Annotated in this window: 24 protein-coding genes, 4 tRNA genes and 1 other RNA gene; 24 read left to right on the forward strand and 5 right to left on the reverse strand. The window is 29.1% G+C overall.

Annotated elements, in window-relative coordinates; genetic code table 11:
* Position 1: 1 nt before the first annotated feature.
* Entirely contained in the window at positions 2-583 is a 582-nt protein-coding gene (locus N187_RS02215) for a chromate transporter (RefSeq protein ID WP_025419632.1), read from the reverse strand.
* 161 nt (positions 584-744) lie between these two features.
* Between N187_RS02215 and N187_RS02220 the strand changes: the two genes are divergently transcribed.
* A complete protein-coding gene (locus N187_RS02220; protein WP_025419633.1) occupies positions 745-1,611 on the forward strand; it encodes a mechanosensitive ion channel family protein in 867 nt (288 codons plus the stop codon).
* On the opposite strand, the gene N187_RS02225 is transcribed toward N187_RS02220, so the two are convergent.
* The gene (locus N187_RS02225; protein WP_075550318.1) at positions 1,608-2,759 is read right to left on the reverse strand and encodes a glycosyltransferase; all 1,152 of its coding nucleotides are present in this window, start codon (positions 2,757-2,759) and stop codon (positions 1,608-1,610) included. The two genes, N187_RS02220 and N187_RS02225, sit on opposite strands and share 4 nt — an antisense overlap.
* Positions 2,760-2,811: 52 nt before the next feature.
* On the opposite strand from N187_RS02225, the gene holA reads away from it, so the two are divergent.
* On the forward strand, positions 2,812-3,795 hold the full coding sequence (gene holA, locus N187_RS02230) for a DNA polymerase III subunit delta (protein ID WP_025419634.1): 984 nt from the start codon (positions 2,812-2,814) through the stop codon (positions 3,793-3,795).
* A gap of 196 nt (positions 3,796-3,991) precedes the next feature.
* On the opposite strand, the gene uvrC is transcribed toward holA, so the two are convergent.
* Complete coding sequence (gene uvrC / locus N187_RS02235; RefSeq protein ID WP_025419635.1) at positions 3,992-5,800, reverse strand: excinuclease ABC subunit UvrC; 1,809 nt, start codon at positions 5,798-5,800, stop codon at positions 3,992-3,994.
* Positions 5,801-5,915: 115 nt separating this feature from the next.
* Between uvrC and N187_RS02240 the strand changes: the two genes are divergently transcribed.
* From N187_RS02240 to N187_RS02255, 4 genes are all read left to right on the forward strand, one after another.
* Positions 5,916-7,433, forward strand: a complete 1,518-nt coding sequence (locus N187_RS02240) for a fibronectin type III domain-containing protein (protein WP_025419636.1) — start codon at positions 5,916-5,918, stop codon at positions 7,431-7,433.
* The gene (locus N187_RS02245) at positions 7,426-8,733 is read left to right on the forward strand and encodes a tetratricopeptide repeat protein (RefSeq protein WP_025419637.1); all 1,308 of its coding nucleotides are present in this window, start codon (positions 7,426-7,428) and stop codon (positions 8,731-8,733) included. Before N187_RS02240 ends, N187_RS02245 begins: the two co-directional genes overlap by 8 nt.
* Before the next feature lie 64 nt (positions 8,734-8,797).
* Positions 8,798-8,887, forward strand: a tRNA-Ser gene (locus tag N187_RS02250).
* A gap of 66 nt (positions 8,888-8,953) precedes the next feature.
* Positions 8,954-9,039, forward strand: a tRNA-Ser gene (locus N187_RS02255).
* Between the two features lie 31 nt (positions 9,040-9,070).
* On the opposite strand, the gene N187_RS02260 is transcribed toward N187_RS02255, so the two are convergent.
* Complete coding sequence (locus tag N187_RS02260) at positions 9,071-9,760, reverse strand: hypothetical protein (RefSeq protein WP_025419638.1); 690 nt, start codon at positions 9,758-9,760, stop codon at positions 9,071-9,073.
* A 123-nt stretch (positions 9,761-9,883) separates the two neighbouring features.
* Between N187_RS02260 and N187_RS02265 the strand changes: the two genes are divergently transcribed.
* The 17 genes from N187_RS02265 to N187_RS02350 all read left to right on the forward strand — a co-directional run bounded on the left by N187_RS02265 (position 9,884) and on the right by N187_RS02350 (position 22,580).
* A tRNA-Arg gene (locus N187_RS02265) sits at positions 9,884-9,957 on the forward strand.
* Between the two features lie 16 nt (positions 9,958-9,973).
* Positions 9,974-10,060: transfer RNA gene (locus N187_RS02270), tRNA-Ser, on the forward strand.
* A gap of 2 nt (positions 10,061-10,062) precedes the next feature.
* Positions 10,063-10,160: signal recognition particle sRNA small type (ffs, locus tag N187_RS02275), an RNA gene on the forward strand.
* Positions 10,161-10,329: 169 nt separating this feature from the next.
* Positions 10,330-11,979, forward strand: coding sequence for a DNA polymerase III subunit gamma/tau (gene dnaX, locus N187_RS02280; protein ID WP_025419639.1), 1,650 nt, complete (start codon positions 10,330-10,332; stop codon positions 11,977-11,979).
* A gap of 3 nt (positions 11,980-11,982) precedes the next feature.
* Positions 11,983-12,282, forward strand: coding sequence for a YbaB/EbfC family nucleoid-associated protein (locus tag N187_RS02285; protein ID WP_025419640.1), 300 nt, complete (start codon positions 11,983-11,985; stop codon positions 12,280-12,282).
* 5 nt (positions 12,283-12,287) lie between these two features.
* On the forward strand, positions 12,288-12,872 hold the full coding sequence (recR, locus tag N187_RS02290) for a recombination mediator RecR (RefSeq protein ID WP_025419641.1): 585 nt from the start codon (positions 12,288-12,290) through the stop codon (positions 12,870-12,872).
* A gap of 306 nt (positions 12,873-13,178) precedes the next feature.
* On the forward strand, positions 13,179-13,688 hold the full coding sequence (locus N187_RS02295) for a nucleoside-diphosphate kinase (RefSeq protein ID WP_025419642.1): 510 nt from the start codon (positions 13,179-13,181) through the stop codon (positions 13,686-13,688).
* A 360-nt stretch (positions 13,689-14,048) separates the two neighbouring features.
* Entirely contained in the window at positions 14,049-14,255 is a 207-nt protein-coding gene (locus tag N187_RS04980; RefSeq protein ID WP_025419643.1) for a DNA adenine methylase, read from the forward strand.
* A 337-nt stretch (positions 14,256-14,592) separates the two neighbouring features.
* Positions 14,593-15,129, forward strand: coding sequence for a hypothetical protein (locus tag N187_RS02305; protein WP_038443390.1), 537 nt, complete (start codon positions 14,593-14,595; stop codon positions 15,127-15,129).
* Complete coding sequence (locus N187_RS02310) at positions 15,126-15,815, forward strand: LptA/OstA family protein (protein WP_025419645.1); 690 nt, start codon at positions 15,126-15,128, stop codon at positions 15,813-15,815. Before N187_RS02305 ends, N187_RS02310 begins: the two co-directional genes overlap by 4 nt.
* Complete coding sequence (lptB, locus tag N187_RS02315; protein WP_025419646.1) at positions 15,793-16,584, forward strand: LPS export ABC transporter ATP-binding protein; 792 nt, start codon at positions 15,793-15,795, stop codon at positions 16,582-16,584. The genes N187_RS02310 and lptB overlap by 23 nt, the downstream gene beginning before the upstream one ends.
* Positions 16,581-17,270 (forward strand): peptidoglycan editing factor PgeF, encoded by a 690-nt coding sequence (pgeF, locus tag N187_RS02320; RefSeq protein WP_025419647.1) that lies wholly within the window; start codon positions 16,581-16,583, stop codon positions 17,268-17,270. Before lptB ends, pgeF begins: the two co-directional genes overlap by 4 nt.
* A gap of 1 nt (position 17,271) precedes the next feature.
* The gene (locus N187_RS02325; protein WP_025419648.1) at positions 17,272-18,018 is read left to right on the forward strand and encodes a Nif3-like dinuclear metal center hexameric protein; all 747 of its coding nucleotides are present in this window, start codon (positions 17,272-17,274) and stop codon (positions 18,016-18,018) included.
* A gap of 9 nt (positions 18,019-18,027) precedes the next feature.
* The gene (lspA, locus tag N187_RS02330; RefSeq protein WP_025419649.1) at positions 18,028-18,540 is read left to right on the forward strand and encodes a signal peptidase II; all 513 of its coding nucleotides are present in this window, start codon (positions 18,028-18,030) and stop codon (positions 18,538-18,540) included.
* A gap of 238 nt (positions 18,541-18,778) precedes the next feature.
* Positions 18,779-19,594 (forward strand): YmdB family metallophosphoesterase, encoded by an 816-nt coding sequence (locus N187_RS02340; RefSeq protein ID WP_025419651.1) that lies wholly within the window; start codon positions 18,779-18,781, stop codon positions 19,592-19,594.
* 64 nt (positions 19,595-19,658) lie between these two features.
* On the forward strand, positions 19,659-20,939 hold the full coding sequence (gene murA / locus N187_RS02345; RefSeq protein ID WP_025419652.1) for a UDP-N-acetylglucosamine 1-carboxyvinyltransferase: 1,281 nt from the start codon (positions 19,659-19,661) through the stop codon (positions 20,937-20,939).
* 285 nt (positions 20,940-21,224) lie between these two features.
* Positions 21,225-22,580, forward strand: a complete 1,356-nt coding sequence (locus N187_RS02350) for an MATE family efflux transporter (RefSeq protein WP_025419653.1) — start codon at positions 21,225-21,227, stop codon at positions 22,578-22,580.
* A gap of 104 nt (positions 22,581-22,684) precedes the next feature.
* Here the strand turns inward: N187_RS02350 and N187_RS02355 are convergent, their stop codons facing one another.
* Positions 22,685-23,074, reverse strand: coding sequence for a hypothetical protein (locus N187_RS02355; RefSeq protein WP_025419654.1), 390 nt, complete (start codon positions 23,072-23,074; stop codon positions 22,685-22,687).
* Positions 23,075-23,505: 431 nt separating this feature from the next.
* Here N187_RS02355 and tuf point away from each other — a divergent pair, with 431 nt between their 5' ends.
* Positions 23,506-24,690, forward strand: coding sequence for an elongation factor Tu (tuf, locus tag N187_RS02360; RefSeq protein ID WP_025419655.1), 1,185 nt, complete (start codon positions 23,506-23,508; stop codon positions 24,688-24,690).
* Positions 24,691-24,722: the final 32 nt, after the last annotated feature.

A 24,722-nucleotide genomic window follows, 5' to 3' on the forward strand; every position in this document is an offset into this window, starting at 1 on the left:
TTTATACCTTTTTTTGAAGAAATATTTTCTTTGCTATATATATTACAAAGCATATTAGTAAAAATGTTAATAATATGTATAATATATCTGTATGAAACTTGTATAGTACATATGTTACCAGTAGGCACGTTATCCATTTTGTTATTGATTTCTTGAGCATTTTTTTTGAGAATTCAAATATAGTAATTGACATTATTATTGTTGATGATATTTTTGCACCTTCAAGGAATTTTTGAAAGTAGGTATTATTTGAATTTAAGTTTATATAAAGTGTTATTATTGTGATTATTACTATGGATGGTAGGATGCCAGCAATAGTTAATAGAATCGCACCTTTAAATCCTTTCAGTTTTTTACCAATTAAGAATGCAAAATTGATTGCTGTTACTCCAGGAACTACGTTTGATATTGCAAGTATTTCATTGAAATCTTGATCAGATATTAATTTCTCTTTGTTAACGATTATTTTTCTAAGTTCAGATATTATTAATAAGCCTCCTCCGATTGTGATTGTTGTAATTTTTAATACAATATAGGCTAATTTTAGTAAATTATAACAAGATGTTTCCTTTGTTGTATTCATGCAGTTTTTATCCTAATTGTGAGAATGTGAGATTAGGTTACATTGTATCATAGTGGCTATTAATATATTATTAGTATAGGTGTTTTTGTATATTAATTTTTTGTTTTGGTGATTAAAGATTGTATTTTTTTATTATTTTTATGCTATAACCATAGTAGTTTATGAATGAAAATCTAAAAGTGTTAAATGTATTTAAAGAAATATTTGTTTTTCGTAATTATATTAATGAAATTTTTGAAACGATCATAGGTTATGGGTTAAAAGTTATTGTGGCACTGGTAGTGTGGTACGTTTTAAGGTTTTTTATTAAGAGAGGAGGTAAGCTTTTATTTAAGGCTTTTGAAAAATCCAAGTTGGAGACAAAGTTAGATTCTGCTGTGCTTAATTTTTTGAAGTCGTTTTTTGAAGTGATGACAGATGTGTTTTTAATTTTAGTAATTTTGCCTTATCTTGGTGTTTCTACGGCATCTATTTTTGCTGTATTTGGTTCTTTAGGTCTTGCAGTTGGTCTTGCTGCTCAGGGGATTTTATCTAACTTTGTTAGCGGATTTGTTGTGTTAAATTCCAATTTCTTTAGAATCGGTGATTATATTAGTTGTGATGATGTTGAGGGAGAAGTAAATGATATTCAGATATTTTTTACTACACTTAAGACTGTGGATGGTAAGCTTATTAAGATTCCAAATGATAAGTTTACAAGTAAATCAGTTACTAATTTTTCTGCAAATCCACAAAGGAGGATTGCATTTGTTTTTCAGGTGCCTTATGATACGGATATTAATTCTCTTAAAATCAAGATAGAAAATTTGGCATTCTCATGGGATTGCGAGCGATATGGTATCAGGAATCCTAGTGTTGTTGTGAGTAAATATACTCCTTATTACATAGTCATGCAGGTTAGATGTTTTGTAAAGACTGAGTTTTTTTGGGATTTTCAATATTTCATGGCAGCAAATGTTAAAGTTATTTTGGATGATATGGGAATAAAATTTCCTATCCATGTTGTGGATTTTAACAAATTGAGTTAACATTTTTGACTTGCAATGATTTCAGAATAATACTGTTCAATTTTTTCTACAAAAAATGAGTTTGAAAATCTCATAGATGTTTCTTCTGCGTTTTTCTTTAAAGTTTTTAATTTTTCATCGTTTTCAATTATTTCTTTCATATATTTATATATGTCTTCATAATTGTCTAGCAAGAATCCATTTATTCCTTGACAGATTACATCTTTATATATTATGTCATTGATAAGCACTGCAGGTATTCCAGCAGTTAGGGCTTCAATTATTGTCATTGGATATACCTCACTTCTTGATAGACTTGCAAATACGTCAGATATTTTATAATAATAGTACATTTCTTCCCAGGGAATTGTTCCAATTAGTATTATTTGTTCTTCAAGTCCATACTGCTTTCTAAATCGTATTACCTTGGTTTCTTCTTTTCCCTTTCCTATTAGGATTATCTTAAGATTTTTATTCTCAATGAGAAGTTTCTTTAAATGTTCTATTAAGGGGCATATATTTTTTTCTTTATTTATTCTTCCAACAAAGATTATAATCTTATCGTTTTTGCTTATTCCATGTTTATTTAAAATTTCTTGTCTTTTATCTTGACTTAGATCTTTTATAAAAAGTTTTCTGTCTACCCCATTTGGGATTATTTTGTAGTCGGCATCTTTTGCAAAGTTGAAATATTTATTACGTGCCTTAATTGATGGATAAATAAAATGATGTATTTGATCATAATATTTCTTCATCATTTTGTCTGGATCAGTTAAGTATTTAAGAATTCCTAAGTAATGTAGGTAGTAATTCCACATTGTATGGTTCGTATGAACGATTGGGATATTGTATTGTAAGGCTAACTTTTTTCCGATTTTTCCCATAGTAAATTCCGAATGCGTATGAATTATTTCAGGCCTATATTCTTGTATTATCTTGCTTATTTTTTTTTTGTTTGGAAAAGCCATTTTGGCATCTACTGTGTTATTCAATTTAATTGAGAAGCATCTGTAAATGTTCTTTTCTTTTAAATCTATTTTTTGATATTGTGGGCAAAAAATATAAACGCTGTGACCTTTTCTTTCAAATCCTTCTTTGATTTGTTTTATGGATGTTGCTACTCCATTTTTGTCTGGGAGGTATGTATCCGTGAATATCGCAATTTTCATATGTCCTCCTGATAGTTGAAGTATAACATATTTGAATTATAATATTACTTAAATGCAAAAAGTTTATTTACTTTTGGGAAAAGAACAGGGATTAAAAGAAACTTATTTAAATACTATTTTTAGCAATTTAAATACTGATGATATATGCATTACTAAGCTTTTTTTATCAGAATTGTCATCCATAGAGCTTTCTGAACGGCTCTTAACTAATTCTTTTTTTTCTAAAAAGGAAGCCTTTATTATTTATGAGGCTGAAAATCTAAAAAATAAGGAGGATTTAGAATTAGTTTATAATACAATCTTAAAATCTTTAAATAAGATTATTATTTTTGTCTCTAATGAAAATACGATTAGTTTTGATCCTAAGGGTTCTGTTAGTTTAGTTAAAAAAATTTTTTATGAGTTATCTGGTGCTGATAAATTTTTATTTGTAAAGAAAAGTTTTTTCAATCTTGGAATTAAAATTACAGATAAAGCTGTAAATTTGATGCTTTTTATGTTGGATGCAGACACTAAGGTTTTGCAGTTTTATATAAGATCCTTTGCCCTTATGATTAAAGATAAGATCATAGATGAACATGATGTAAGTTCTTGGCTTAGTTTTATGCGTTCTGAAAATCCTTTTTCCTTGTTTGAGTCGATTCTGACAAAAGATATGGAGTGTGCTTTGGTTAAAGTTAGGTCTATCTTGGAACAAGGAGAAGATTTGAGCAATATTTTAATGAGTCTTGGTTGGCAATTCAAAAAATTTTTAAAGGTAAAAGTAGATTGTGAAGTTTCTCATAACATTTCAGCTGTCTTTAAAAAGCATAGGATATTTGTATCACTGGAGAGAAGTTATAGGATAGGATTTAAAAATTACTCGGTTTTTGATATCAAATTTATTTTGAAAATTTTAAATAAGTTTGATTTATATTCAAGAGTTTATAGTAAAAATCTGCATTTGAATTTATCATATTTTATGATATTCATATTATTAAGTCAGGATGATACTATTTTGGACAATTTTTCGTTTAATTTTGAATTTGATTTTTAAGGTATCCGATTGTCCTTTAATTTAGTTCAAAGGTTCTAGGTTAAAGAATATAGTATTTGTTTTATATAAAATAAATTTAAGTTTAGCATTATTGCTAATATTTTATGATTGCTTATATGTCAAATCGTAGTTTTTCATAGGTTGTTGATGACTTCATTTTTTTAGGCGTTGTTTTTTATGCATGTTAAATGTGAAGTCAAGACTCTGTGGAATTTGTATTTTTCAAATTTTTATCTTCTGAAAATTTTTTTATTTTTTTTGCCATTTCAATATTTATTTTCATTTTTTTGGCTATTTCTTCCTCGTTTAATAATAATATGTCTTGATATGTTCCAAGTGTTTTTAAAATGTTTTTAGCTTTTTGTTTCCCAATATTTTCTATTTGACTGTAATATAGTTCTATGTTTTTGCGTAGCTTTTTATTAAAGCTGTTTGCTCTTCGGTGAGCTTCATCTCGAACATTTTGTAATATCTTAAGAGCAGAATTTCCTTTCGGAAGTTTAATGCTTTGTGTTTTATTTGGTAAAAATATTGTTTCTTCCCTTTTTGCTAATGCACAAATAGCGATCTTATCTTCAATTTGTAATCCTTTTAAAATAGAATAAGCAGCATTTAACTGCCCTTTCCCTCCATCTATTAGTATTAAATCAGGTAATTCTAATTGCTCATTAATGAGTTTTGAGTATCTTCTTGATATGACTTCTTTTATTGCCTTAAGGTCATTAATCTTTCCATTATTTAATGAGTTAATTTTGTACACTCTATATCTATCTTTAATAGGTTTACCCATTTTGAAGGTAACAAGTGATGCTACTGTTTTATATCCACTAAGATGAGAGATATCAAATCCTTCAATTGTTTTTGGTAATTTTGTCATCTCGAGAATGATCTTTAAACTCTCTGTTGCTTTATTCTTTTCATTATCATATGATCTTAATGCTATTTCTGCATTAGAAATTGCCGTTTCCATTATTTTTAAAGTGTCTTTAGTTCCTTCATAGACTACTTCAGTTTTTGTACTTTTAATTTCATTTATTAATTTTGTGATATCTTCAGTTGCAATTTTTTTAAAAATACATATTTTATTAGGTACTATCATGTTTAAAGACGTGTAGTATTGTGTTATAAATTTTTCTGTTAGTTCATCCTTTTCGTATATGCTTTCATCAAAATTTATATCTTTTTCTACTAGTTTACCGTCTTTATATTTAAGTATGACTATTACATTTAGACTATCAGTTTTATGAATGTATATATAGTCTGTACTAAGTTTATTTATTTTTGTAATTATTTGTATTTGACTTATCTCAATTAATGATTTTTTAGTTTCTTTAAGCTTTATTGCTGATTCGAAATCTTCCTTTTTAATTGCTTCTTTCATTTTTATTTCAATGGTATCTAAAAGATTAGATATATTTCCATTTAAGATATGTCTTATTTTTTCTACTTCTTTTTTGTACTTGTCTTCAAGATCTTCTCTGTAGCATACCCCAAGACATTGATCCATGTGGAAATAAAGACATGGAGTTTTTGATTTTTTTTTGCATTTTCTAGTTTTAAATGTTTTGTTAATAAGGTCTAGTACTAAGTCTAGGTTTTTTGTATTAACATATGGACCGAAGTATTCACTTCCATCGTTTATTATTTTTCTGGTTTTAAAGATTCTTGGGTATTTCTCACAAGTGATTCTTATCATGGGGTAGCCTTTATCGTCTTTTAACTTGATATTATAGTCTGGTTTGTATTTCTTTATTAAGTTGCATTCTAAGAGTAGAGCTTCATATTCACTATTTGTGCTAATTACTTCTATATTTGCTACGTTTCTCATTAGTATTTTTACTCTTTTGCTAATTCGCTCTGAGAAGTAGTTTTTTACTCTCGCTCTTAAGTTTTTTGCTTTTCCAATGTATAGTATTTTGTTTGCTTGTGAGTACATCTTGTAGCAGCCACTTGTTGTTGGAAATTCTTGTGCTTTTTTGTATAAACTGATTAAATTTTCTCTCATGTTATGTCTATTATTGCTTTTAAATAATGATTTATTTTTGTGATATAATGCTATATTATATCGAAATTATTGTATATTTTGATTCTTTTTATGTTAAAAAAGATAAAGGTTTGTAATGAGATTGATTTTTATATGTGCAATATTTTGTTTGTTTATTTCTAGTGTTTTTCCTCAAGAACTTAAATTAATTCTTGATGCTAAAGATGGGTTTAAATTTATTCAGGAAGCTCATAATATTAGCTTTGCAAGAGATGGTAGAGGTGTTCTTGGTATTTATTTGGATAGATATAAGGGAGTCTTAGATTTTAATAATGTTGATTTTAGATTGGAAATAGAAAAAGATAATATTGTTAAGGATGCTGCTTTAAACTATTTTGTTGACTCAAATAATGCAAAGGTTTCAAGTTCTTTTCATAATATTTCAGGCAATTCTTTAATTTTTTATTCAAGTCGCAATACTATTAAGCTTAAGCCACTAACAAAAAAGGCTTTTTTCTATTCGGGTAATGTAATTTCTGATTTTACTATCCAGTTTTGGGCATATCGTTCTACTTCTGTTACTGGGGAGATTATTGTAAGTTGGAACGGGTATAAGAATATTAAGGGCGTTTGGTTAGATCAAGCTATTCGGTTAGAGAGTGAAGGTGAAACTTTTGTTTGGAATTTTAATAATGTGTTTTTAAATGATAGTGGAGAACCTGTTAAGGTTAAGTTGAAAAGTGATGATGATTTTATTCCAAAAGAGTGGCATTTGCACACTGTGAGGTATAGGCAAAAAGATGGCTTGCTGGAATATTTAATAGATTCTAAACCTCAGGCTATAGAATATGTTACTGCTGACAGGAAAGAAGGTTCTGGTTATTTGTTGAGTATTGGTAATTTTATTGATTTTACTTTAGGGCAATATTTTACAGGGGCTATTGAGAATTTTGAAATTCATAGAAGTTTTGAGGAAGTACATAATGCTTTCTTTTCAAGAGATAAGGGATATATTATTACAGAGCCAATCAAGTTATCTAAGGATTATTCACAGATTTTATCTGTTGAATTTGATAGTGATAAGCCAAGAAATACAGATATTTTTTATTATTATAGATTAAATAATAAGGTGTTTTATTCAACAGATGAAAATGGAGACATAAAAAAGAATTTAACAGGAGATTGGGTTCATTTTGATCCTAAGAATGCATTTCATAAATTTGATGTGTCAAAATATATTCAAATTAAGGCTGAATTTTATCCAAGCGGTGATCCTTTGGAGAGTCCAGCTCTTTATGGTATGATTGTTACTTACATACCTGAGGCTGCACCTTTTCCACCTTTAATAACAAAAGCTGTTCCAGGATCTGGTGAAATATTGATTGAATGGTTTCCGGTTGTTAATAATAATGTTGGAGGTTATTATATTTATATTGGGATTAGCCCTGGAAATTATCATGGTAAAGCTGGGAGTATTTTTACATCTCCTATTGATGTTGGTAATCAGACTTCTTTTAGAATTACAGGTCTTGAGAACGGAAGGCTTTATTATATTAGTATTGCTTCTTACAATTTAGATAAGAGTGTAAATGAGACATCTTTCTCAAAAGAGATTTCTGTAAGACCTATGGAGTTTTTTAAGCAATATGAATAATATTGATTTTGAAAAGGCCTTGGAGCTTTGTAAAAAGGGTGATTTTAAGAATGCTCTTTTAAAGCTGGATGTTTTTGATGAAAGTTTTGATTCTCTGGCTCTTAAATCTCTAATTTATTTTAAACTAAAAGATTATAAGGCGCTTTTATATGTATTAGATACTTATCCTGTTTTAAGTGAGTATAGTTTTTTAATGAAACTCTTACATTATGGTAATCCTGAAATTCAGGAAGATAGATTGAGTTATTTCCAAAATTATAATCTTGGTGTTTTTTATTTTGGGTTAAGAAATTATGAAAATTCTTTGAGTTGTTTCTTAAAGGCTATTGAACAGTGTCCCAGCTTAATTCAGGCTATTAATAATGCTGCTATTGTGTTTGAGATACTTGGCAGAAAAGATGAGGCTGGCCAGATGATTGTTAAAGCGGCTAATGTGGATGAAAATAATGCTCTTATTAAATTGAATGCTTGGTTTTTAAAAAGTAATTGTATATTCAAGGGCACTAAGCCATTTGAGATAGATAAGAACTTTTCAGGGGTTAATCTTGCTCTTATTGTTAATTATTTAATGTATTATCTTTATTCTATTGGAGAGATAAGTGTTGCAATTAAACTTTCCGAGAGGTTTTTAACAGATTTAAGTTATTCTAAATATATTTGGCATAATAGGGCAACTATTTTGCATAAGATAGGTAGTATGACACAAGCCACTAGATCTTATGTGAAAGCTATTTTGAGTTTTCCTAATATCTACACAGTATACAATATGCATATTGCTACAATAGAACTGTTAAATTTTTCTCCTAAAAAATCTATTGATAGGTTGTTATTAGATTATCATGATATAAATTTGGTTTATTTTTATGCTTTTTTATTTTTTTTAAGGAATCGTGATCTTGAAGATGCTCATTTTTATATAAAAAAACTTTGTGAGATTGAACCGGATACTTATTCTGAATTCTTGAATTTACTCGAATTTAGAGAAGATATTTCAATTGAAGAATTATTAAATGAGTTTGCAATGGCTTTAAAGGGCAAGTGGGCATTGGAGTATTTGTTCTTTATTGATAATTCCTTGAATTTGAAAGATCCTGTTTTTATATTTGACTATGATATTAGGCTTTGTCCATATATTTGGAAAATTAAAGATGAACATATTGAACTTAGAGCTAGCAACAGTGAAGTAGAGACTATCGAGAGAATTTTTTCAGATGAACTTACAAGAATTAAAATGGATGTTGCAATTAAAGATATTAGGGATTTAATCGTAGCTTATAGGGATTTTAGGATTAATTATTAGGATTGAAAATTTTTGTTGACAATATATATTACTCTAATATACTATTTTATTGGTATGGATGTAAGGAGAGATGCCAGAGTGGCCGAATGGGGCTTCCTGCTAAGAAGTTGTCCTCTCAAAAAGGGGACCATGGGTTCGAATCCCATTCTCTCCGTAGAGAATTTTTATTAAGGATTATCTTGACAAAGATTTCTTTAGTTTATTAGTATGATAATAACTTGGAGAGGTGGCAGAGTGGTTTAATGCTACGGTCTTGAAAACCGTCGTAGGTGTAGCCTACCGTGAGTTCGAATCTCACCCTCTCCGTTGCTTGTTTTATTATAAGCAAATGAAGTTATCAAGTTTCATTAGTATTGTCTATTGGAAATGTAAATTCAGCTTTTCTATCTGAGTGTGAGCCTATTATGAGTGTGTCATAAAAAATGATCACATTATTATTTTTAAAATAATATTTATATTTTTTGAAAGCTTCTTCAAATTCTTTTTCAAATTCAGATTCGTTGTTGGCATAAATGCTAAATTTTCTAAAATCTTTCTTTACCTGTTCTCTTAATACCTGTATCAAAGAGTCTAATTGATCTTTTGAAATTATATTTGATAATTTTATTTTTTCTTGTCCACGTAGATTGACTGGATGATATGTTGTAAGTCCATTTGCATCATTTTTTGCTGTTGTGTATTGGCTATATAGAATTGATGTTATTTTAAGGTCTGGGTTTGCGAATATTTCAAAATTAGAGTAATAAGAAAATTCATATGTATGTTTTTGTGATTTTCTTGTTTTAAGAAATTCAGTTTCATTATAAATTTTCCATTCTTTTATAAGCTCTTCAAAACCAAGTTCTAGGCCTTTTATGATGGGGATTTTAGCATCTATATGAAAAATATTGTTATTTGCATCAGTGATAGTTTCTTTAATAATTTTTTTTTCAATATTAACTTCAGAACTTTCTACCTTTTTTTCATGTTTTTTACATGATATTAATAGTAATAATATTGATATTATAATTGGAAGTTTAATTGGCATTCATTGCTCCTTTTGATAAATGAATTAATGTTTTTATTTCTAAGAATATTTTTGAATATTTGTTATAAACTTGATTTTATTGTAATAAATAATAATTTTTATTACAATAAAAATTAAGTACTTGTGCCCATAGCTCAGCTGGATAGAGCATTAGATTGCGGTTCTGAAGGTCAGAGGTTCAAATCCTCTTGGGCACGAAAGTTATTGGATTTTGGAGAGATGGCCGAGTGGCTTAAGGCGCACGCTTGGAAAGCGTGTATACATGAAAATGTATCATGGGTTCGAATCCCATTTTCTCCGATTCCTAGGATCCGCACTATTGAGTGTTACCTAATCCCGTCAGGACTGGAAAGTAGCAGCGGTAAGTGATTACTCAATGAGTGTGTACATCTTAGGATAAATTTTTTGTTTTGTTTAAATTGGTAAGTATATTTTTAAAATTAATACTAAAAAGAGATTGACATTATTGATATATATCTTGTCAAGGAATAATTTTGATTGTTTTAATACTTTTGATTTTATGAGATTTAAGGTTTAAGTGAGATTTCTGTTAGTGTATGGGGGATGGGATGATATCTGTAAGAGGTACTGCCATTAAGAGGCGTCCTAGAGATTTTAATTCTCTTGAGGGGCAAGATTTTGTTGTTGAAACCTTAAAACATTCAATAGAAAATAATAAGATAGCAAATGCTTATATATTTTCAGGCCCACGAGGAGTTGGTAAGACTTCTTCTGCAAGGGCTTTTGCACGGTGTTTAAACTGCCATGCAGGACCAACAATTACGCCTTGTGGTATGTGTTTTAGTTGTAAATCGATTGATAATGATAATAGTATTGATATTATTGAGATTGATGGTGCGTCAAATACTTCTGTTCAAGATGTTAGACAAATTAAAGAAGAGATAATGTTTCCTCCTGCTAATTCTAGGTATAGGGTTTATATTATTGATGAAATACATATGCTTTCAAATTCTGCTTTCAATGCTCTTTTAAAAACAATTGAAGAACCTCCTAGTTATATTGTTTTTATTTTTGCTACGACAGAGGTGTACAAGCTTCCTGATACAATAAAGAGTAGGTGCCAACATTTTAATTTTAGGCTTTTGCCTTTAGATAAGATTTATAAGATGTTAAGGCATGTTTGCATTGAAGATAACATTCAATATGATGATGAGGCTTTGAGGTGGATTGCTTATAAGAGTGGAGGGAGTGTAAGGGATGCTTATACTCTCTTTGATCAAATTGTGTCATTAAGTAATTCCAACATAAAATTTGAACATATTAGATCTAAGATAGGGTTAACTAATGATGAATTTTTAGAAAAATTGGCATTAAGCATTCTAAGTGATGATTTAAAAGGATTGCTTTGTGTTTTAGATTCTGTCTTTTTAACTGGGATTTCATGTGAGCAATTTTTGCTTGATGCGATTGAATTTTTTAGAGAAATATTATTTCTAAAATTAGATATTAAAAATCTTACGTTTATTGGTATTAAGTCTGAGAGTTTAAAAGAAAAGTTATTAAGTTTTGATTTAAAACATGTTGAGCGAAGTATTAGTGTTTTGCTTGAAACTTATAGGAATTTGCAGTTTTCAGTAAATCCTAAATATGAACTTGAGATTAATTTTATTAAGATACTTAGACTTAAAGATTATGTGCCAAGTCATGTTTTAATTAAACAAATTCAGGATATCGAAACTAAGTTGCTTGATGAGATCAGTTTTAATTTAAATGATGCTGATTTTGATACTGATTTAAAACCAGAATTAGATAATATTTCTTCAGGAGAACCGGTAGAACTGGGTTTAGATGAAGTTGATACTGTATTAAAGAATGAAGTTAAAGACTCTACATATCTTGACTTTGATGATGGTGGTGATATTGATGAGATTTTTGTAGAGCCTAAAGATAGTTTTGATAAGGTACATGATAATGATAAAATTAAAGAAAGTTTTATTTATTTAGTATCTAAGTATGTTCAAACTTTAGTATATTCAGGAGAGGTATTGATTGATAATGGAGTGCTTTATTATAAGATTTTTAGTGGGTTTGAGTATAATCAGTTACAAGCTTATCAGAATGAAATAAGGGCCGAATTTTATAAAGAATTTCCTAGATTGAATGTTGTCTTTCAAAAGGAGTTTAAAGATAACGATGAGTTTGATAATGAGGTAGTGAAGATCAAGAATATTTTTGGAGCAAGTGAGGTGAAAGAGTAAGACATGGGAGTAAATCCATTAGATTTTTTAAAGAGTATGTCTAGTTTTAAAGATAATATTGACAATATTAAGAAAGAAATATCTCAAATCATTGTCTATGGCAGAGCAGGAAGCGATGTTATTGTTGTTGAGATGAATGGAGAGTTTATTGTTAAAAAAGTTTCAATTAAAGAAGAGTTTTTTAGTGACTTAGATAATGAAGCTCTTGAACATATGATGAAATCGGCTTTTAATGATGCTATTTCTAAAGTTAAAGAAGAAATAAAATCGAAGACAATGGGTTCTATTCCGTTTGGGATTTAAGATTTGTGATTATACAAGATTTAATTGTTTTGGTTTCTAAGTTGCCAGGTATAGGTAAAAAGACTGCAGCACGAGTGGTTTATGATATTCTGTATAACGGCGAAGGATATGCAAAAGATCTGGGACAAATGTTAATTAAGCTCCATTCTAGGATAAAACAATGTAAAAGTTGTTACAACTTTTCTGAGGGAGAATTTTGTGATATTTGTGTGGATTTAAGTAGAAATAAAGATATAATTTGCGTTGTGGAGATGCCACAAGACTTAGAGGTTATTGAGTCTACTAAGGAGTATGATGGATTCTATTTTGTGCTTCATGGTCATCTTGATCCTTTAAGAAATATTGGTCCAGGTAGGTTAAATATTGACAAATTAGAAGATTATGTTAGAACACTTGGGGCTAGGGAAGTGATTGTTGCTACGGAATTTAGTATTGAAGGAGATGTAACGGCAAATTATATTAGTAGTGTTTTAAAGAATTTAGATATTAATGTTACAAGAATAGCGTCTGGTCTTCCTGTTGGGGGTAGCATTAGTAGTGCAGATAAGATTACTGCTATGAGGGCTTTGCGTTTAAGACTTAAGATGTAATATTTGAAAAATATTTTTATGGCTTTTAAAAATTGTTTTGAGTAATTTTTCGATTGTTTAAATATTAGCTTTAATTTTTGGTTTTTTTGGGTGGGTAAGGCTTATTTGTAAGTGTATCTTTTGTAAATCTAATTGACTATGTGGTAGAGTACTTTAATATTTACTTATATTTATTATGTTAATTTAAAAAAAAATCAGCTTTTTTTGATAATTTTTTGTTTATTGTTTTGAAATTAATGTTTTTAAAGTCAATAAATTATGTCTTATAATTAACTTGAATTTTGTTGAAAACGTTAGGAGGTCTTTATGTCTACTTTGATACAAAGAACTTTGTGTATTATTAAGCCTGATGGCGTTAGAAGGGGTTTGATTGGTAATGTAATTTCTAGATTTGAAAGGGTAGGATTGAAAATTGTGGCCACTAAGATGATTTTAGTTAATAGAGAAATAGCTGAGACTCATTATGCGTATGATGATATTGCTTTAAGGCATGGCGAGTTTGTTTGGCAGGCTTTGATTGATTTTATAATGAGTTCTCCAGTTTTTGTGTTTGTTGTTGAGGGTATTGAAGCTGTTGAGGTTGTTAGAAAATTTTGTGGTTCTACAGAACCAAAAATAGCTTCTCCTGGAACAATAAGGGGTGATTTTGCTTATCATAGTTTGAAGTATGCTAATGAGAAAAAGTTTGCGATTTATAATGTAATCCATGCTTCTGCAAATATTGTTGATGCTCTTCGTGAAATACCTATTTGGTTTAGAGAAGATGAAATTTTAACTTATAAAAGGGATGATGAACTTGAGCATTATTATAGTTGAATATGAATGCTACAATATAGTCTATTTTGAAATGGATTGGTGGTAAGGAAAATTTATCGAAAGCTATTTTAAGTAATATTGCCTTTCCTTTTAATAAGCATAATGGACTTTTTATAGGAGGAGTATTATTATATTGTGGGGTAATTTTATTAATGAGGATTTAACTAATTTAGAAAAGATATGTATTTTCCCTTTATTTAACTAAAACTTGTTATAATGATCTTTATGAGGAGAATAGAAAGGGGAGATTTAATATACCTTTTAGTAAACATAATAAAGTTGACCTTTATAGAATTGAAAATTTGTAATTGGCTTTTAAGCTTTTGGGGGAGGTTAAGGTTGTGAATCTATTTTTTTTGTGTGATTGATTTCATAGATAAAGATGATTTTGTCTATCTTGATCTATCTTATGTATCTCTTGTTCAGAAAACAAATAACTTTGAAAGTTGTAGTAGATATAGGTTGGATTTAAAAATGTATAGTAACTTATTAAGTTTTTTAAACAAGATGGATAAGAAAGGAGCTAAGTTTTTGCTTTCAAATTTTAATACTGATTCTGGTCTTTAGCTATTAGAAACTATAATTTTAATTTTGTTGATTCTAAAAGATTTGTATTTGTTAATTCAAATCTAGTTAAACATGGTAGTATGAAAGCATATTTAGTGAAAAATTTTTATGGATATTTCATAATTTTTACAGTATTCGTGGACAAGCATAAAAACGAGCTGTTTTAAAGGAAAATATGGATTTCATAAGCGATTTATATTATTAATCTTTTATATTTAAAAGATGTAAATGATGGTTACCTAAACTTGATGAATGATATTTGTATTAAATTTTAGGTATTTACTTTTTAATAGAGGAGTTTAAGGGTATTTTTTGGTGAGTTTGTGTAAGGACTTGTATGATGGGATTTGCTTGGTTTTATTGTTTGCTACCTTTTCTTTTCTTAAATTGCACTTTCGATTACGAAAAATATTCTGATAGGACAGAGACAGCTAAGGAGACTCCTTCAATACAAATATTGGGTATTAGTTATCATAATGTTTTAGGTGGCAAAAAGCAAACTATATTGGAAGCTTTAAGCTTTAATTATTTTAATTATTATAAACTTTATAAAGTTGACAATGGAAGATTTTTGCATCATGTTTTAAAAAATCGATTTTCAGGTAAATTTAATAGATTAGAGGGTTCTCATGTTACTAACGATTTAGACATGAAAGATTCTGTGGAGTTAAAGGTAGAAGATTTGGATAACTATTATTTAATTAATACCAATAGACTTTTATGGAAAGATGGTGAGAAAAAATTATTCTCTCCTCCAAATGAGTTGGTCTCGATTAGATTTGATGAGAGTAATGTAATTGGGCATGGATTTTCATATTTTTTAAAGAGTAATAATTTTTATTTTTATTCTGGCATTGAAGGATTTATAAAATGAGAGCTTTGATTATCTACTTGGTTTGTATTTCTTTTTTAGGTGCTCATGCACAAGATAAAGTGTCTTCAAAGTTGGGAACTGTTGAAGAGGGTTCACAGAGAAAGAGTGAATTTACTTTTAGGGCAGATTTTTCTCATGGTATTTTTTCCTCTCTTTATAGAAAAATTATTTTAAAAGGTAATCCTGAGGTAATTTCATCTGATTTTAAACTTAGGGCTGATGAAATTGAAATTTATGGTGAAGGGAGTTCTTATATTGAGGCCCGTGGCAATGTTTATTATGAAAATTATAAGGATAAAATGAATGTTAAGTCGCAATTTTTATTTTTTAATAGAAAATTAGATAATTTTTATCTTCAGGAAGGTGTTGAGCTTGAGGATTTAGAAAATGAACTTGTTGTTAAAGCTGAAAGGATTGAGGGTAGTCGTAAGACAAGTGTTTATATTATGCAGTATTCTGTTAAGATATATAAGGGTGATATTTTTGCACGGGCTGAAAATGGGATTTATAATAAGGAAGAAAAAGAAGTTGTTCTTGAAGGTGTTCCAGTGATTTATCAAGATAATAATTATTATTCTGCTTCAAGAATAATTTTTAATACAGAAACCAAAAAATATGTTCTTGAGGGCGATGTTGAAGGTAAATTTACTCAATTGGAGGAAGATATTCCTCAACAGGAAAAATAGAATAAAATTAATTAAAGAAAAGCTCAGTCTTGATACTGTTAATGATATTGTTCTTAAGGCAGATAATATTGTGAAGAAGTATGGAGAGAAAGTAGCTGTTAATGGTGTAACTATTGATATTCATAGAGGTGAAGTTGTAGGTTTACTTGGTCCAAATGGTGCTGGGAAAACTACAACATTTTATACTATTGTGGGTTTTATTAGGGCTAACAGTGGGCGTGTCTTGATAAATAGTCATGATATTTCTGGTCTTAACATGTATGAGCGATCACGGCTAGGCGTTGTATATCTTCCCCAAGAACCATCTATTTTTAGGGAGCTTACAGTTGAAGATAATATTTTAGTTGCTCTTGAGAGGCGAGAAGATTTATCTCAGGCTGAGCGTAAAATTGAACTTGTAAGTCTTCTTAAAGATTTTGAAATTAAGAGAATACAACATCAAAAGGCTTATACTCTTTCTGGTGGAGAAAGAAGGCGAACTGAGATAGCACGAGCTTTGGCGGTAAGTCCATATTTTTTATTGCTTGACGAGCCTTTTGCAGGTATTGATCCTATTGCTATTGGAGATATAAAAAATATAATAAGGATTTTAAAGAGTAAGAATATTGGTGTTTTAATTACTGATCATAATGTAAGAGATGCTTTTGATATAATAGATAGAGCTTATATTATTTATCAAGGGCAAGTACTTGATGCAGGGAATGTTGATTATATAATCAATAGCGAAAAAGCGAAAAAGCTTTATCTTGGTGAAGAATTTAGATTATGAGAGTAGTCGAAAGAGAACTTTATTATGAGTTTGAATTGGATCCTAGTATTAAATTGATCTATACTAAGAAACCTTTTAATTTGGATATAAGGTATATTAGTAATGATAATTTAAGTTTTATTCCTAAGGATAAAAAGATAAAATATCTGAAACAATTACATACAAATGTTGTTTATAGAGTTTCTGATGATTTTGTTAATTTTCAGGAAGGAGATGGACTTGTATCTTCTTCTAACAATGTTGCTCTTCTTGCTTACTATGCAGATTGTCTCCCTATATATATGTTTGACAAATTAAAAAAATATATTGGACTTGCTCACAGTGGATATAAAGGTAGTTTTAATCTTATCATTTTAAAAATGTTATTTATGTTTGTAAGTATGGGCTCAAAGTTTGAGGATTTGAAAATTGTATTTGGTCCTTATAATAGATCATGCTGTTATGAGGTTTTACCAGAATTTCTATCAGAAGCAAGTTTAAAATTTAGTAAAAAGTTATTAAGTATGTCTTTTTATAAAAAGGATGGTAAAATATATTTTGACAATGCTAATTTTAATTTAGGGTTGATTTCTAATTTTAATTTAGATGTTGAGGATTCGGGATTGTGTACTTATTGTAACTACAACCTTTATTCTCATAGAAGATTGAAGGGTAAGAGAAGTTACGCTTCAATTTGGAGAATTTAATTTGACTGTTAAAGAATTATCATTCAATTTAGATGAAATATTCAAGGTAAAGGATTATAAAAATATTGATAAAAGTCTTAATGGCTTACAAGTAGGTAATTTAGAGAGTGAGGTTAAGAAAATTGCTTTTGCTGTTGATGCGGGTATGGCAACTTTAAGAGAAGCAAAAGATTATGATTTTTTGATAACTCATCATGGTATTTTTTGGTCAAATTCAGAAAAGATTGTTTCTGGAATATATGAAAAAGTTAAATGGCTGATTGACAATGATTTAGCACTTTACTGCGTGCATTTACCTATGGATGTTCATCCTATTTATTCTCATAGCAAGGTATTTTCTGATTTTTTTGGTTTTCATGATCCTATTCCCTTTGCAAATTATAAGGGAATTAATTTGGGTATTATTTCTATTGCTGACTATAATTTTTCTGAAATTTTGGAAAAAATTAAAGCTCACAATAGACATATTCTTTATTACAAAGGGTTTAAGGAATATGTTAAGAGGGTGGCAATTGTTAGTGGTTCTGGGTATTCTTTTTTCGAAGAAGCATTAGAATATGGTGTTGATCTGTTTATAACAGGAGATACTTCTCATCAGATATATTCTTTAGCTGAAGAACACTGTGTAAATTTAATATTTGCTGGTCATTATTTTACCGAAACATTTGGCTTAATAAAGTTAATGGAGTATTTTGGGAGCCAGAGGGAATTAGAGGTTAAATTTATTTTAAAAGATACTAATTTATAAGGATTGTATATGAATATAGACAAAAGCAGATTAGTTAATAATTTTATATTTATCTTTATTTTGGTTTTTTTTGATCAATTTTCTAAGTATTTAGTTATTAAATATATCAACATTGGAACTGAATATTTTTCTTTTTTTGGAGATTTTTTTAAAATCATACATGTAAGAAATACTGGCATTTTATTCTCAATAGGTTCTAATATTGATTCTAGCTTGAAAAATTTATTTTTTCTTATAATTCCTATTGTTATTTTGATTTTTGTTTTTTATTTTGCTTTAAAAGAGACGACTACAATAGTTAGAGTTGCTCTTTTACTTATTATATCTGGTGGTATTGGGAATATTATTGATAGAATTTTTAAACCCTTGGGGGTTGTAGATTTTTTGGATGTAAAGTTTTTTGGTATTTTTGGGCTTCAGAGATGGCCAACTTTTAATTTTGCAGACAGTTATGTTGTTATAGGAATAGCTTTATTTGTGATTTACGATTTGTTTGCCAAAAATAAAAGTACTGATTTATGAAAATTTTATATTTTATTTTGTGTTCATTAATTAATTTATCTTTGATGTTTTTTGTTTTTTTTGTTGAGTTTCTTCTTATTGCCAGGCTAAATATTATCGTTTCTTTTGTTTTTCAGTTTGTGCTGGTTTTTTTTATGATTATTATTTCAATTTTGATAAGCTATTTTTTATCAAGTATTATTTTAAGACGTGTTATTTTTAAGTTTTTTAATCTGGATTAATAAAGAGAGGGGATTTGGTGAGTTTGCGGGTTTTAATTGCTGGGGAGGTTATAGGTAAGCCTGGCATTGTTGCGATAAAAAATTTTTTGTCTTCTTTTAAAAAAAGGAAGGGAATCAATTTTGTGATATCTGGTAATAATTTTACCACAGGGTTTCGGGGTCTATGTAAAAGGCATGCATTTTTGCTTAAAAAGTATGGTGTTGATGTTTTGACTTTAGGAGAAAATGCGTTTGTGAGAACTGGACTGAGTGACGAACTTGATAAATATAATTTTATTTTGAAGCCTTTAAATTGTCCTTCCAAATTAAAAGGTTATTCCTATTTTATTTACAATATTAATGGTAGTAAGCTTGCCGTGATTAGACTTGTTGGACAAACAGGTATTACAAAATATAATTTTAATAATCCTTTTTTTGCTTTTGATTATTTTTACGAGAAGATCAAGTTGCATACTAACAATATAATTGTGCTTTTTGACTCAAATACTACAGCTGAAGTTAATGCTATGTTTTTTTATCTAAAATCTAGAGTTAGTGCTTGTTTAGGTATTGGTAAGAGAATATTAACAGCAGATCTTAGAATTTTTAATAGTACTGCAGTCATTACTGACCTTGGTAGAGTTGGTAGTTTAAATAGTGTTATTGGATACGCTCCCAAATTTGAAACAGATAAATTCTTAAGAGGGTTGTTTAATAATCGATTTACTGAATCTTGGGATGGTCTCGGTTTTAATGGTGTTATAGTTGAGATTGATGGTGGTAAAGCTTTGGTGGTTGAAGTTGTAAGGGAATGTATTGATTTTGATGATAGCCTTGAGAATAGGGATATTTAAATAGTACCCTTATTTTCTAAAATGAGGTTTATTTATACGAGTTTTATTTATTTTGGAGGTAGTAATGTATAGCTATCTTGTGGAGGGTGGTTTTAAAATAGGTGGAAAAATAACAGCTAGTGGTAATAAGAATGCGGCTTTGCCTTGCATTACAGCGGCTTTGCTTACAGATGAAGAAGTTATTTTAGAAAATATTCCAAATATTCAAGATGTAGAAGTTATTTTAAACATTTTAAAAGACATAGGGGCCGAGGTTTTAAGAGAAGGTAATATCCTTAAAATTAGAGCCTTAAATATTGTCAAAACAGATATAGATTCTAATTTGACAGATTTAATTAGAGCTTCTATTTTGTTTGTGGGTCCCATGCTTGCTAGGTGTGGTAGAATCGATATTGCTCCTCCTGGTGGAGATGTTATTGGTAAAAGACGTCTTGATACTCATTTTTATGGACTTGGTAAGCTTGGAGCTAAGTTAATAGAGAGTGAACGAATTGTTTTAGAGATAGATAAGTTAGTTGGTGCTGAGATGTTTTTAGATGAGGCATCAGTTACTGCCACTGAGAATATTGTTATGGCTGCTGTTCTTGCTTTTGGTGAAACCGTGATAATGAATGCTGCATGTGAACCGCATGTGCAAGATTTATGTAATATGTTAAATTCTATGGGTGCTGATATTTGTGGTATTGGCTCTAATATAATTAGAATAAAGGGTGTTAAAAAATTAAGTGGCACTAAATTTCGCATAGGGGCTGATTTTATGCAAGTAGGTTCTTTAATTAGTCTTGCTGCATTAACAGGTGGTGAACTTGAAATTAATAAGGCCGATCCCCAGAACTTTATTTTAATAAGACATGTATATTCAAGGCTTGGTATTAATTTTGAGTATGACGATGATAATATATATGTTAAAGAAAAACAGGTTTTAAAGGTAAAATTAGATTTTGGGGGACATATTCCTAAAATTGATGACGGGCCATGGCCAGCTTTTCCAACAGATCTTATGAGTATAATGATAGTAACTGCGACTCAAGTTCACGGGACGGTTCTTATTTTTGAGAAAATGTTTGAATCAAGGATGTTTTTTGTAGATAAGCTTATTAAAATGGGAGCTCAGATCGTTCTTTGTGATCCTCATCGTGCGGTAGTTACAGGAAAAACTATTCTTAAGGGAAGTAGTGTATCTTCTCCTGATGTTAGAGCCGGCATGTCTTTGCTTATTGCAGCTCTTTGTGCTGAAGGTGAGAGTCGTATTCAAAATATTTATCAGATTGAGAGAGGATATGAAGATGTTGTGGCTAAGTTGGGATCTTTGGGTGCGAAGATTAAGAAATTGGAAAATAAATAATTTTTATATTTTTATTTGGTGAAAATAAAGCTTGTCTTTTTAAGAAATTCAAAATAGGCAAATGTTATTGGTAATATTGTTAAGACTTATAAGTTGGTCAATATGTTTTAAATTAAAAAATGTTGTGTTTTTTGCGTTGATATCTCTTACTTGGTTTTGGAAAATTAAAGTTTTTGTAAATTTCATAACTTGATTTGTTTGTTTTTTAAATTTAAATGAAGACATTTTTTTATAAAACTTAACAATTTATAAGTATAATATGACATAAGGTGTATTTTTATGTTAATAAGTGAAACTAAGGCGAAAACTAGAGAACTAATATTGAAGGGTAATTTATATCGAGTTCTTTTGGTTGTTAGCTTTCCTATTGTAGTAACTAATGCTCTTCAGTCTGTTTATGAGCTTGTAGATATGTTTTATGTTGGAAAGTTTGGGTCTATGCCGCTTGCTGCATTATCTCTCACTGGGCCTATTAATTTTCTTATTATGGTTTTTGGTATGGGAATGGCTACAGGAAGCGTATCATTAATGTCTAGGTGTATTGGAGAAGAGACTTTTGCTAAATTTTCAAAATATGCAGGGCAATTAATATTCTTAAATTTTATGTTATCTTTGTTTGTTGCAGGTTTATTTTTAATATCTATAGATCTTATTTTTGATGTTATGGGTGTAAGTGGTGAACTTAGGGAACTTGCAAGATCCTATTTTTATATCGTAATTTATGCAATACCTATAATGTTTTTAAGTATTTCTGTTGTATACATACTAAATGCTCAGGGAGAAACTTTTATTGCAATGATATTGATTTTGGTTGCAAATATTGTTAATTTTATCCTTGATCCAATTTTGATGTTTACTTTTGATTTAGGTATTGCTGGTGCTGCTTGGTCTACCCTTTTTTCGAAATTAATTACAGTTATTGCTTATCTTTTTTTTACTTATAGATTAAATTGTGGAATTAAAGTGCACTTGAAGGATATTGTTCCAGATATTGCTATAATAAAAGATATTTTTAATTTAGGATTCCCAGTGGCTTTTGGACAAATTATGGCTTCCCTTTCATTTTTGATTTTTAATTATATTGCAATTCGAATCAGTCCAAAATTTTTAGCTGCTTATGGTATGTCTAATAATATTATTTCTTTTTTACTTCTTCCTGGAGTAAGCATTGGTACTGCTGTTATTTCAATTGTTGGACAAAATCTTGGTGCAAAGAATATTAATAGAGTAGGAGATACTCTAAAGAAGGGATTTTTTATTACTTTAATAATAATGTTCACAGTTGCTTCATTTGTAATCTTTTTTAAAGGGATTATAATAGATATCTTTACAGATGACTTAGAAGTTTTTAGTTATGCTAATGATTATCTTTTATTGGCATCGATTGGGGCTATTGGATTTTGTCTACAGCAGGTTTTTTTTGGAGGATTGATTGGTACAGGGCTTACAAAACTTGTTATGGTGATCGTTTGTATTCGTCTTTGGATTATTCGCTTACCAGCTGTGTTCATCTTTCAGTATTTTGGGATTATGGAGAATTCATTAGGATATGCTTTTATAATTTCAAATTATGTGGCTTTAATTATCTTGTTATGTTTAACTATTACTAGATATTGTGCAAAGATAAATTTAAGACACTAAATACTTACATTCATTTATATTGGTTTATGTTAGTTGATTAAGATCTAATAGCGGGCTAATTTGTATTAAGCAGGTAGAAAAATATTGGATTAAGATTATGTAAATCAATCTTGCTTTAGAAATATATAGAATATATTTTTTTGTTTCTTATTTATATTGATATTTAATTTGAAGGTTTTTTCTTCACCTGATTTAAGACTTCCTTTAATTATGTGACCGGTTTTATTTCCTTTCTTAAAGATAGCCAATGAGTTTTGTTTTATATCTGTTTTTTTATTGTTTTTAAGAGTAATTACTAACTCATTTTTATTATTACTATGAAATCTTATGATTTCGACTTTTTCTATATTTTTCTTTATACTTATGATATAAGTAATCTCTTTGGCAATTTCTTTTGATTTTACAGAATTGTTTTTTATGCAAGATATAAATAAGGATAAGATTGATATTGTAATATTGTTTAATCGTATATATCTTAAGTCATCCTGTGACATATTATTATCTCATTGTAATTATTTTTAATATGAATTTATTATAATCATTTCACCTATAAATTTGGAATAATTAATAAGTTTTAATGTCTGTATCGTTATTATTTTTATATTAATGTCTTAAAATTTGGATTGTATTTATTATTAACTGTGCGTTTGTAAAAATATTATTGATTTTGAGTAAATTTTATATTAAAACGTTGAATATATTGACTATATTTTAAATAATATGTAAACTAATGAGATCAATAAGAATTCTTTTAGAAAAACACGAAAATCGGGTCAATTTCTAAGGAGTTATGTTTTTTTAATATGGTAGTTTTGCTTATTGGCATAATTGCTGTATCTTAATAAAGAAACAAGATAGAATTCTTAAGGTAATAGTTTTGAAGAATAGGTAAGGATTTAGAGTACAAACTTTTGGGAGGTGATTCATGGCTAAGGAAGTTTTTCAAAGAACAAAGCCGCATATGAATGTAGGTACAATAGGGCATGTTGACCATGGTAAAACAACATTAACCGCAGCTATTAGTATTTATTGTTCAAAGGTAAATAAAGATGTTAAGGCGCTTAAGTATGAAGATATTGATAATGCACCTGAGGAGAAAGCTAGAGGCATAACAATTAATGCGAGACATATTGAATATGAAACTTTAAATAGGCATTATGCTCATGTTGACTGTCCTGGACATGCTGACTATATTAAAAATATGATTACAGGTGCAGCTCAGATGGATGCTGCAATATTATTGGTTGCTGCTGATAGTGGGGCAGAGCCTCAGACAAAAGAGCATTTGCTTCTTGCGCAGCGAATGGGGATAAAAAAAATAATAGTATTTTTAAATAAGCTGGATTTAGCTGATCCTGAGCTTGTTGAACTTGTTGAAGTTGAAGTGTTAGAGCTTGTTGAAAAATATGGATTTCCTAGTGATACACCAATAGTAAAGGGTTCAGCTTTTGGGGCTATGTCAAATCCTGATGATCCTGAAGCTACAAAATGTATAAAAGAACTTCTTGATACTATGGATAATTATTTTGATCTTCCTGAGAGAGATATTGATAAACCGTTTTTGCTTGCTATTGAAGATGTTTTCTCTATCTCTGGACGTGGTACTGTTGCTACTGGTCGTATTGAAAGAGGTATTATTAAAGTTGGACAGGAAATTGAAATTGTTGGAATTAGAGAGACTAGAAAGACAACTGTTACTGGTGTTGAAATGTTTCAAAAGATTCTTACACAAGGTGAAGCAGGGGATAATGTTGGTCTTTTATTAAGAGGTGTTGATAAAAAAGATGTTGAAAGAGGTCAGGTTATTGCTGCTGTTGGTACAATTACTCCTCATAAAAAGTTTAAAGCTTCTATATATTGTCTAACTAAAGAAGAAGGTGGAAGACATAAGCCATTTTTCTCAGGATATAGACCACAGTTTTTCTTTAGAACAACAGATGTTACAGGTACAGTTAGCTTAGAAGGTAAAGAAATGGTTATGCCTGGAGATAATGTTGATATTGTCGTTGAACTTATATCTTCAATTGCTATGGATAAAAATGTTGAGTTTGCTGTTAGAGAAGGTGGTAGAACAGTTGCTTCAGGAAGAATTCTTGAAATATTGGAATAATATGGGTTTTAGAAAGTTTTGTATCTCTAAAG

The sequence above is a fragment of the Borrelia anserina Es genome (assembly GCF_001936255.1).
Lineage (GTDB): Bacteria > Spirochaetota > Spirochaetia > Borreliales > Borreliaceae > Borrelia > Borrelia anserina.

Bases quoted from the DNA above. Each gene is read 5' to 3' on its own strand.
- N187_RS02215 (WP_025419632.1), bottom strand. From the start codon at position 583: ATGAATACAACAAAGGAAACATCTTGTTATAATTTACTAAAATTAGCC.
- N187_RS02220 (WP_025419633.1), top strand. From the start codon at position 745: ATGAATGAAAATCTAAAAGTGTTAAATGTATTTAAAGAAATATTTGTT.
- N187_RS02225 (WP_075550318.1), bottom strand. From the start codon at position 2,759: ATGAAAATTGCGATATTCACGGATACATACCTCCCAGACAAAAATGGA.
- holA (WP_025419634.1), top strand. From the start codon at position 2,812: ATGCAAAAAGTTTATTTACTTTTGGGAAAAGAACAGGGATTAAAAGAA.
- uvrC (WP_025419635.1), bottom strand. From the start codon at position 5,800: ATGAGAGAAAATTTAATCAGTTTATACAAAAAAGCACAAGAATTTCCA.
- N187_RS02240 (WP_025419636.1), top strand. From the start codon at position 5,916: ATGAGATTGATTTTTATATGTGCAATATTTTGTTTGTTTATTTCTAGT.
- N187_RS02245 (WP_025419637.1), top strand. From the start codon at position 7,426: ATGAATAATATTGATTTTGAAAAGGCCTTGGAGCTTTGTAAAAAGGGT.
- N187_RS02260 (WP_025419638.1), bottom strand. From the start codon at position 9,760: ATGCCAATTAAACTTCCAATTATAATATCAATATTATTACTATTAATA.
- dnaX (WP_025419639.1), top strand. From the start codon at position 10,330: ATGATATCTGTAAGAGGTACTGCCATTAAGAGGCGTCCTAGAGATTTT.
- N187_RS02285 (WP_025419640.1), top strand. From the start codon at position 11,983: ATGGGAGTAAATCCATTAGATTTTTTAAAGAGTATGTCTAGTTTTAAA.
- N187_RS02295 (WP_025419642.1), top strand. From the start codon at position 13,179: ATGTCTACTTTGATACAAAGAACTTTGTGTATTATTAAGCCTGATGGC.
- N187_RS02305 (WP_038443390.1), top strand. From the start codon at position 14,593: ATGATGGGATTTGCTTGGTTTTATTGTTTGCTACCTTTTCTTTTCTTA.
- N187_RS02310 (WP_025419645.1), top strand. From the start codon at position 15,126: ATGAGAGCTTTGATTATCTACTTGGTTTGTATTTCTTTTTTAGGTGCT.
- pgeF (WP_025419647.1), top strand. From the start codon at position 16,581: ATGAGAGTAGTCGAAAGAGAACTTTATTATGAGTTTGAATTGGATCCT.
- lspA (WP_025419649.1), top strand. From the start codon at position 18,028: ATGAATATAGACAAAAGCAGATTAGTTAATAATTTTATATTTATCTTT.
- murA (WP_025419652.1), top strand. From the start codon at position 19,659: ATGTATAGCTATCTTGTGGAGGGTGGTTTTAAAATAGGTGGAAAAATA.
- N187_RS02355 (WP_025419654.1), bottom strand. From the start codon at position 23,074: ATGTCACAGGATGACTTAAGATATATACGATTAAACAATATTACAATA.
- tuf (WP_025419655.1), top strand. From the start codon at position 23,506: ATGGCTAAGGAAGTTTTTCAAAGAACAAAGCCGCATATGAATGTAGGT.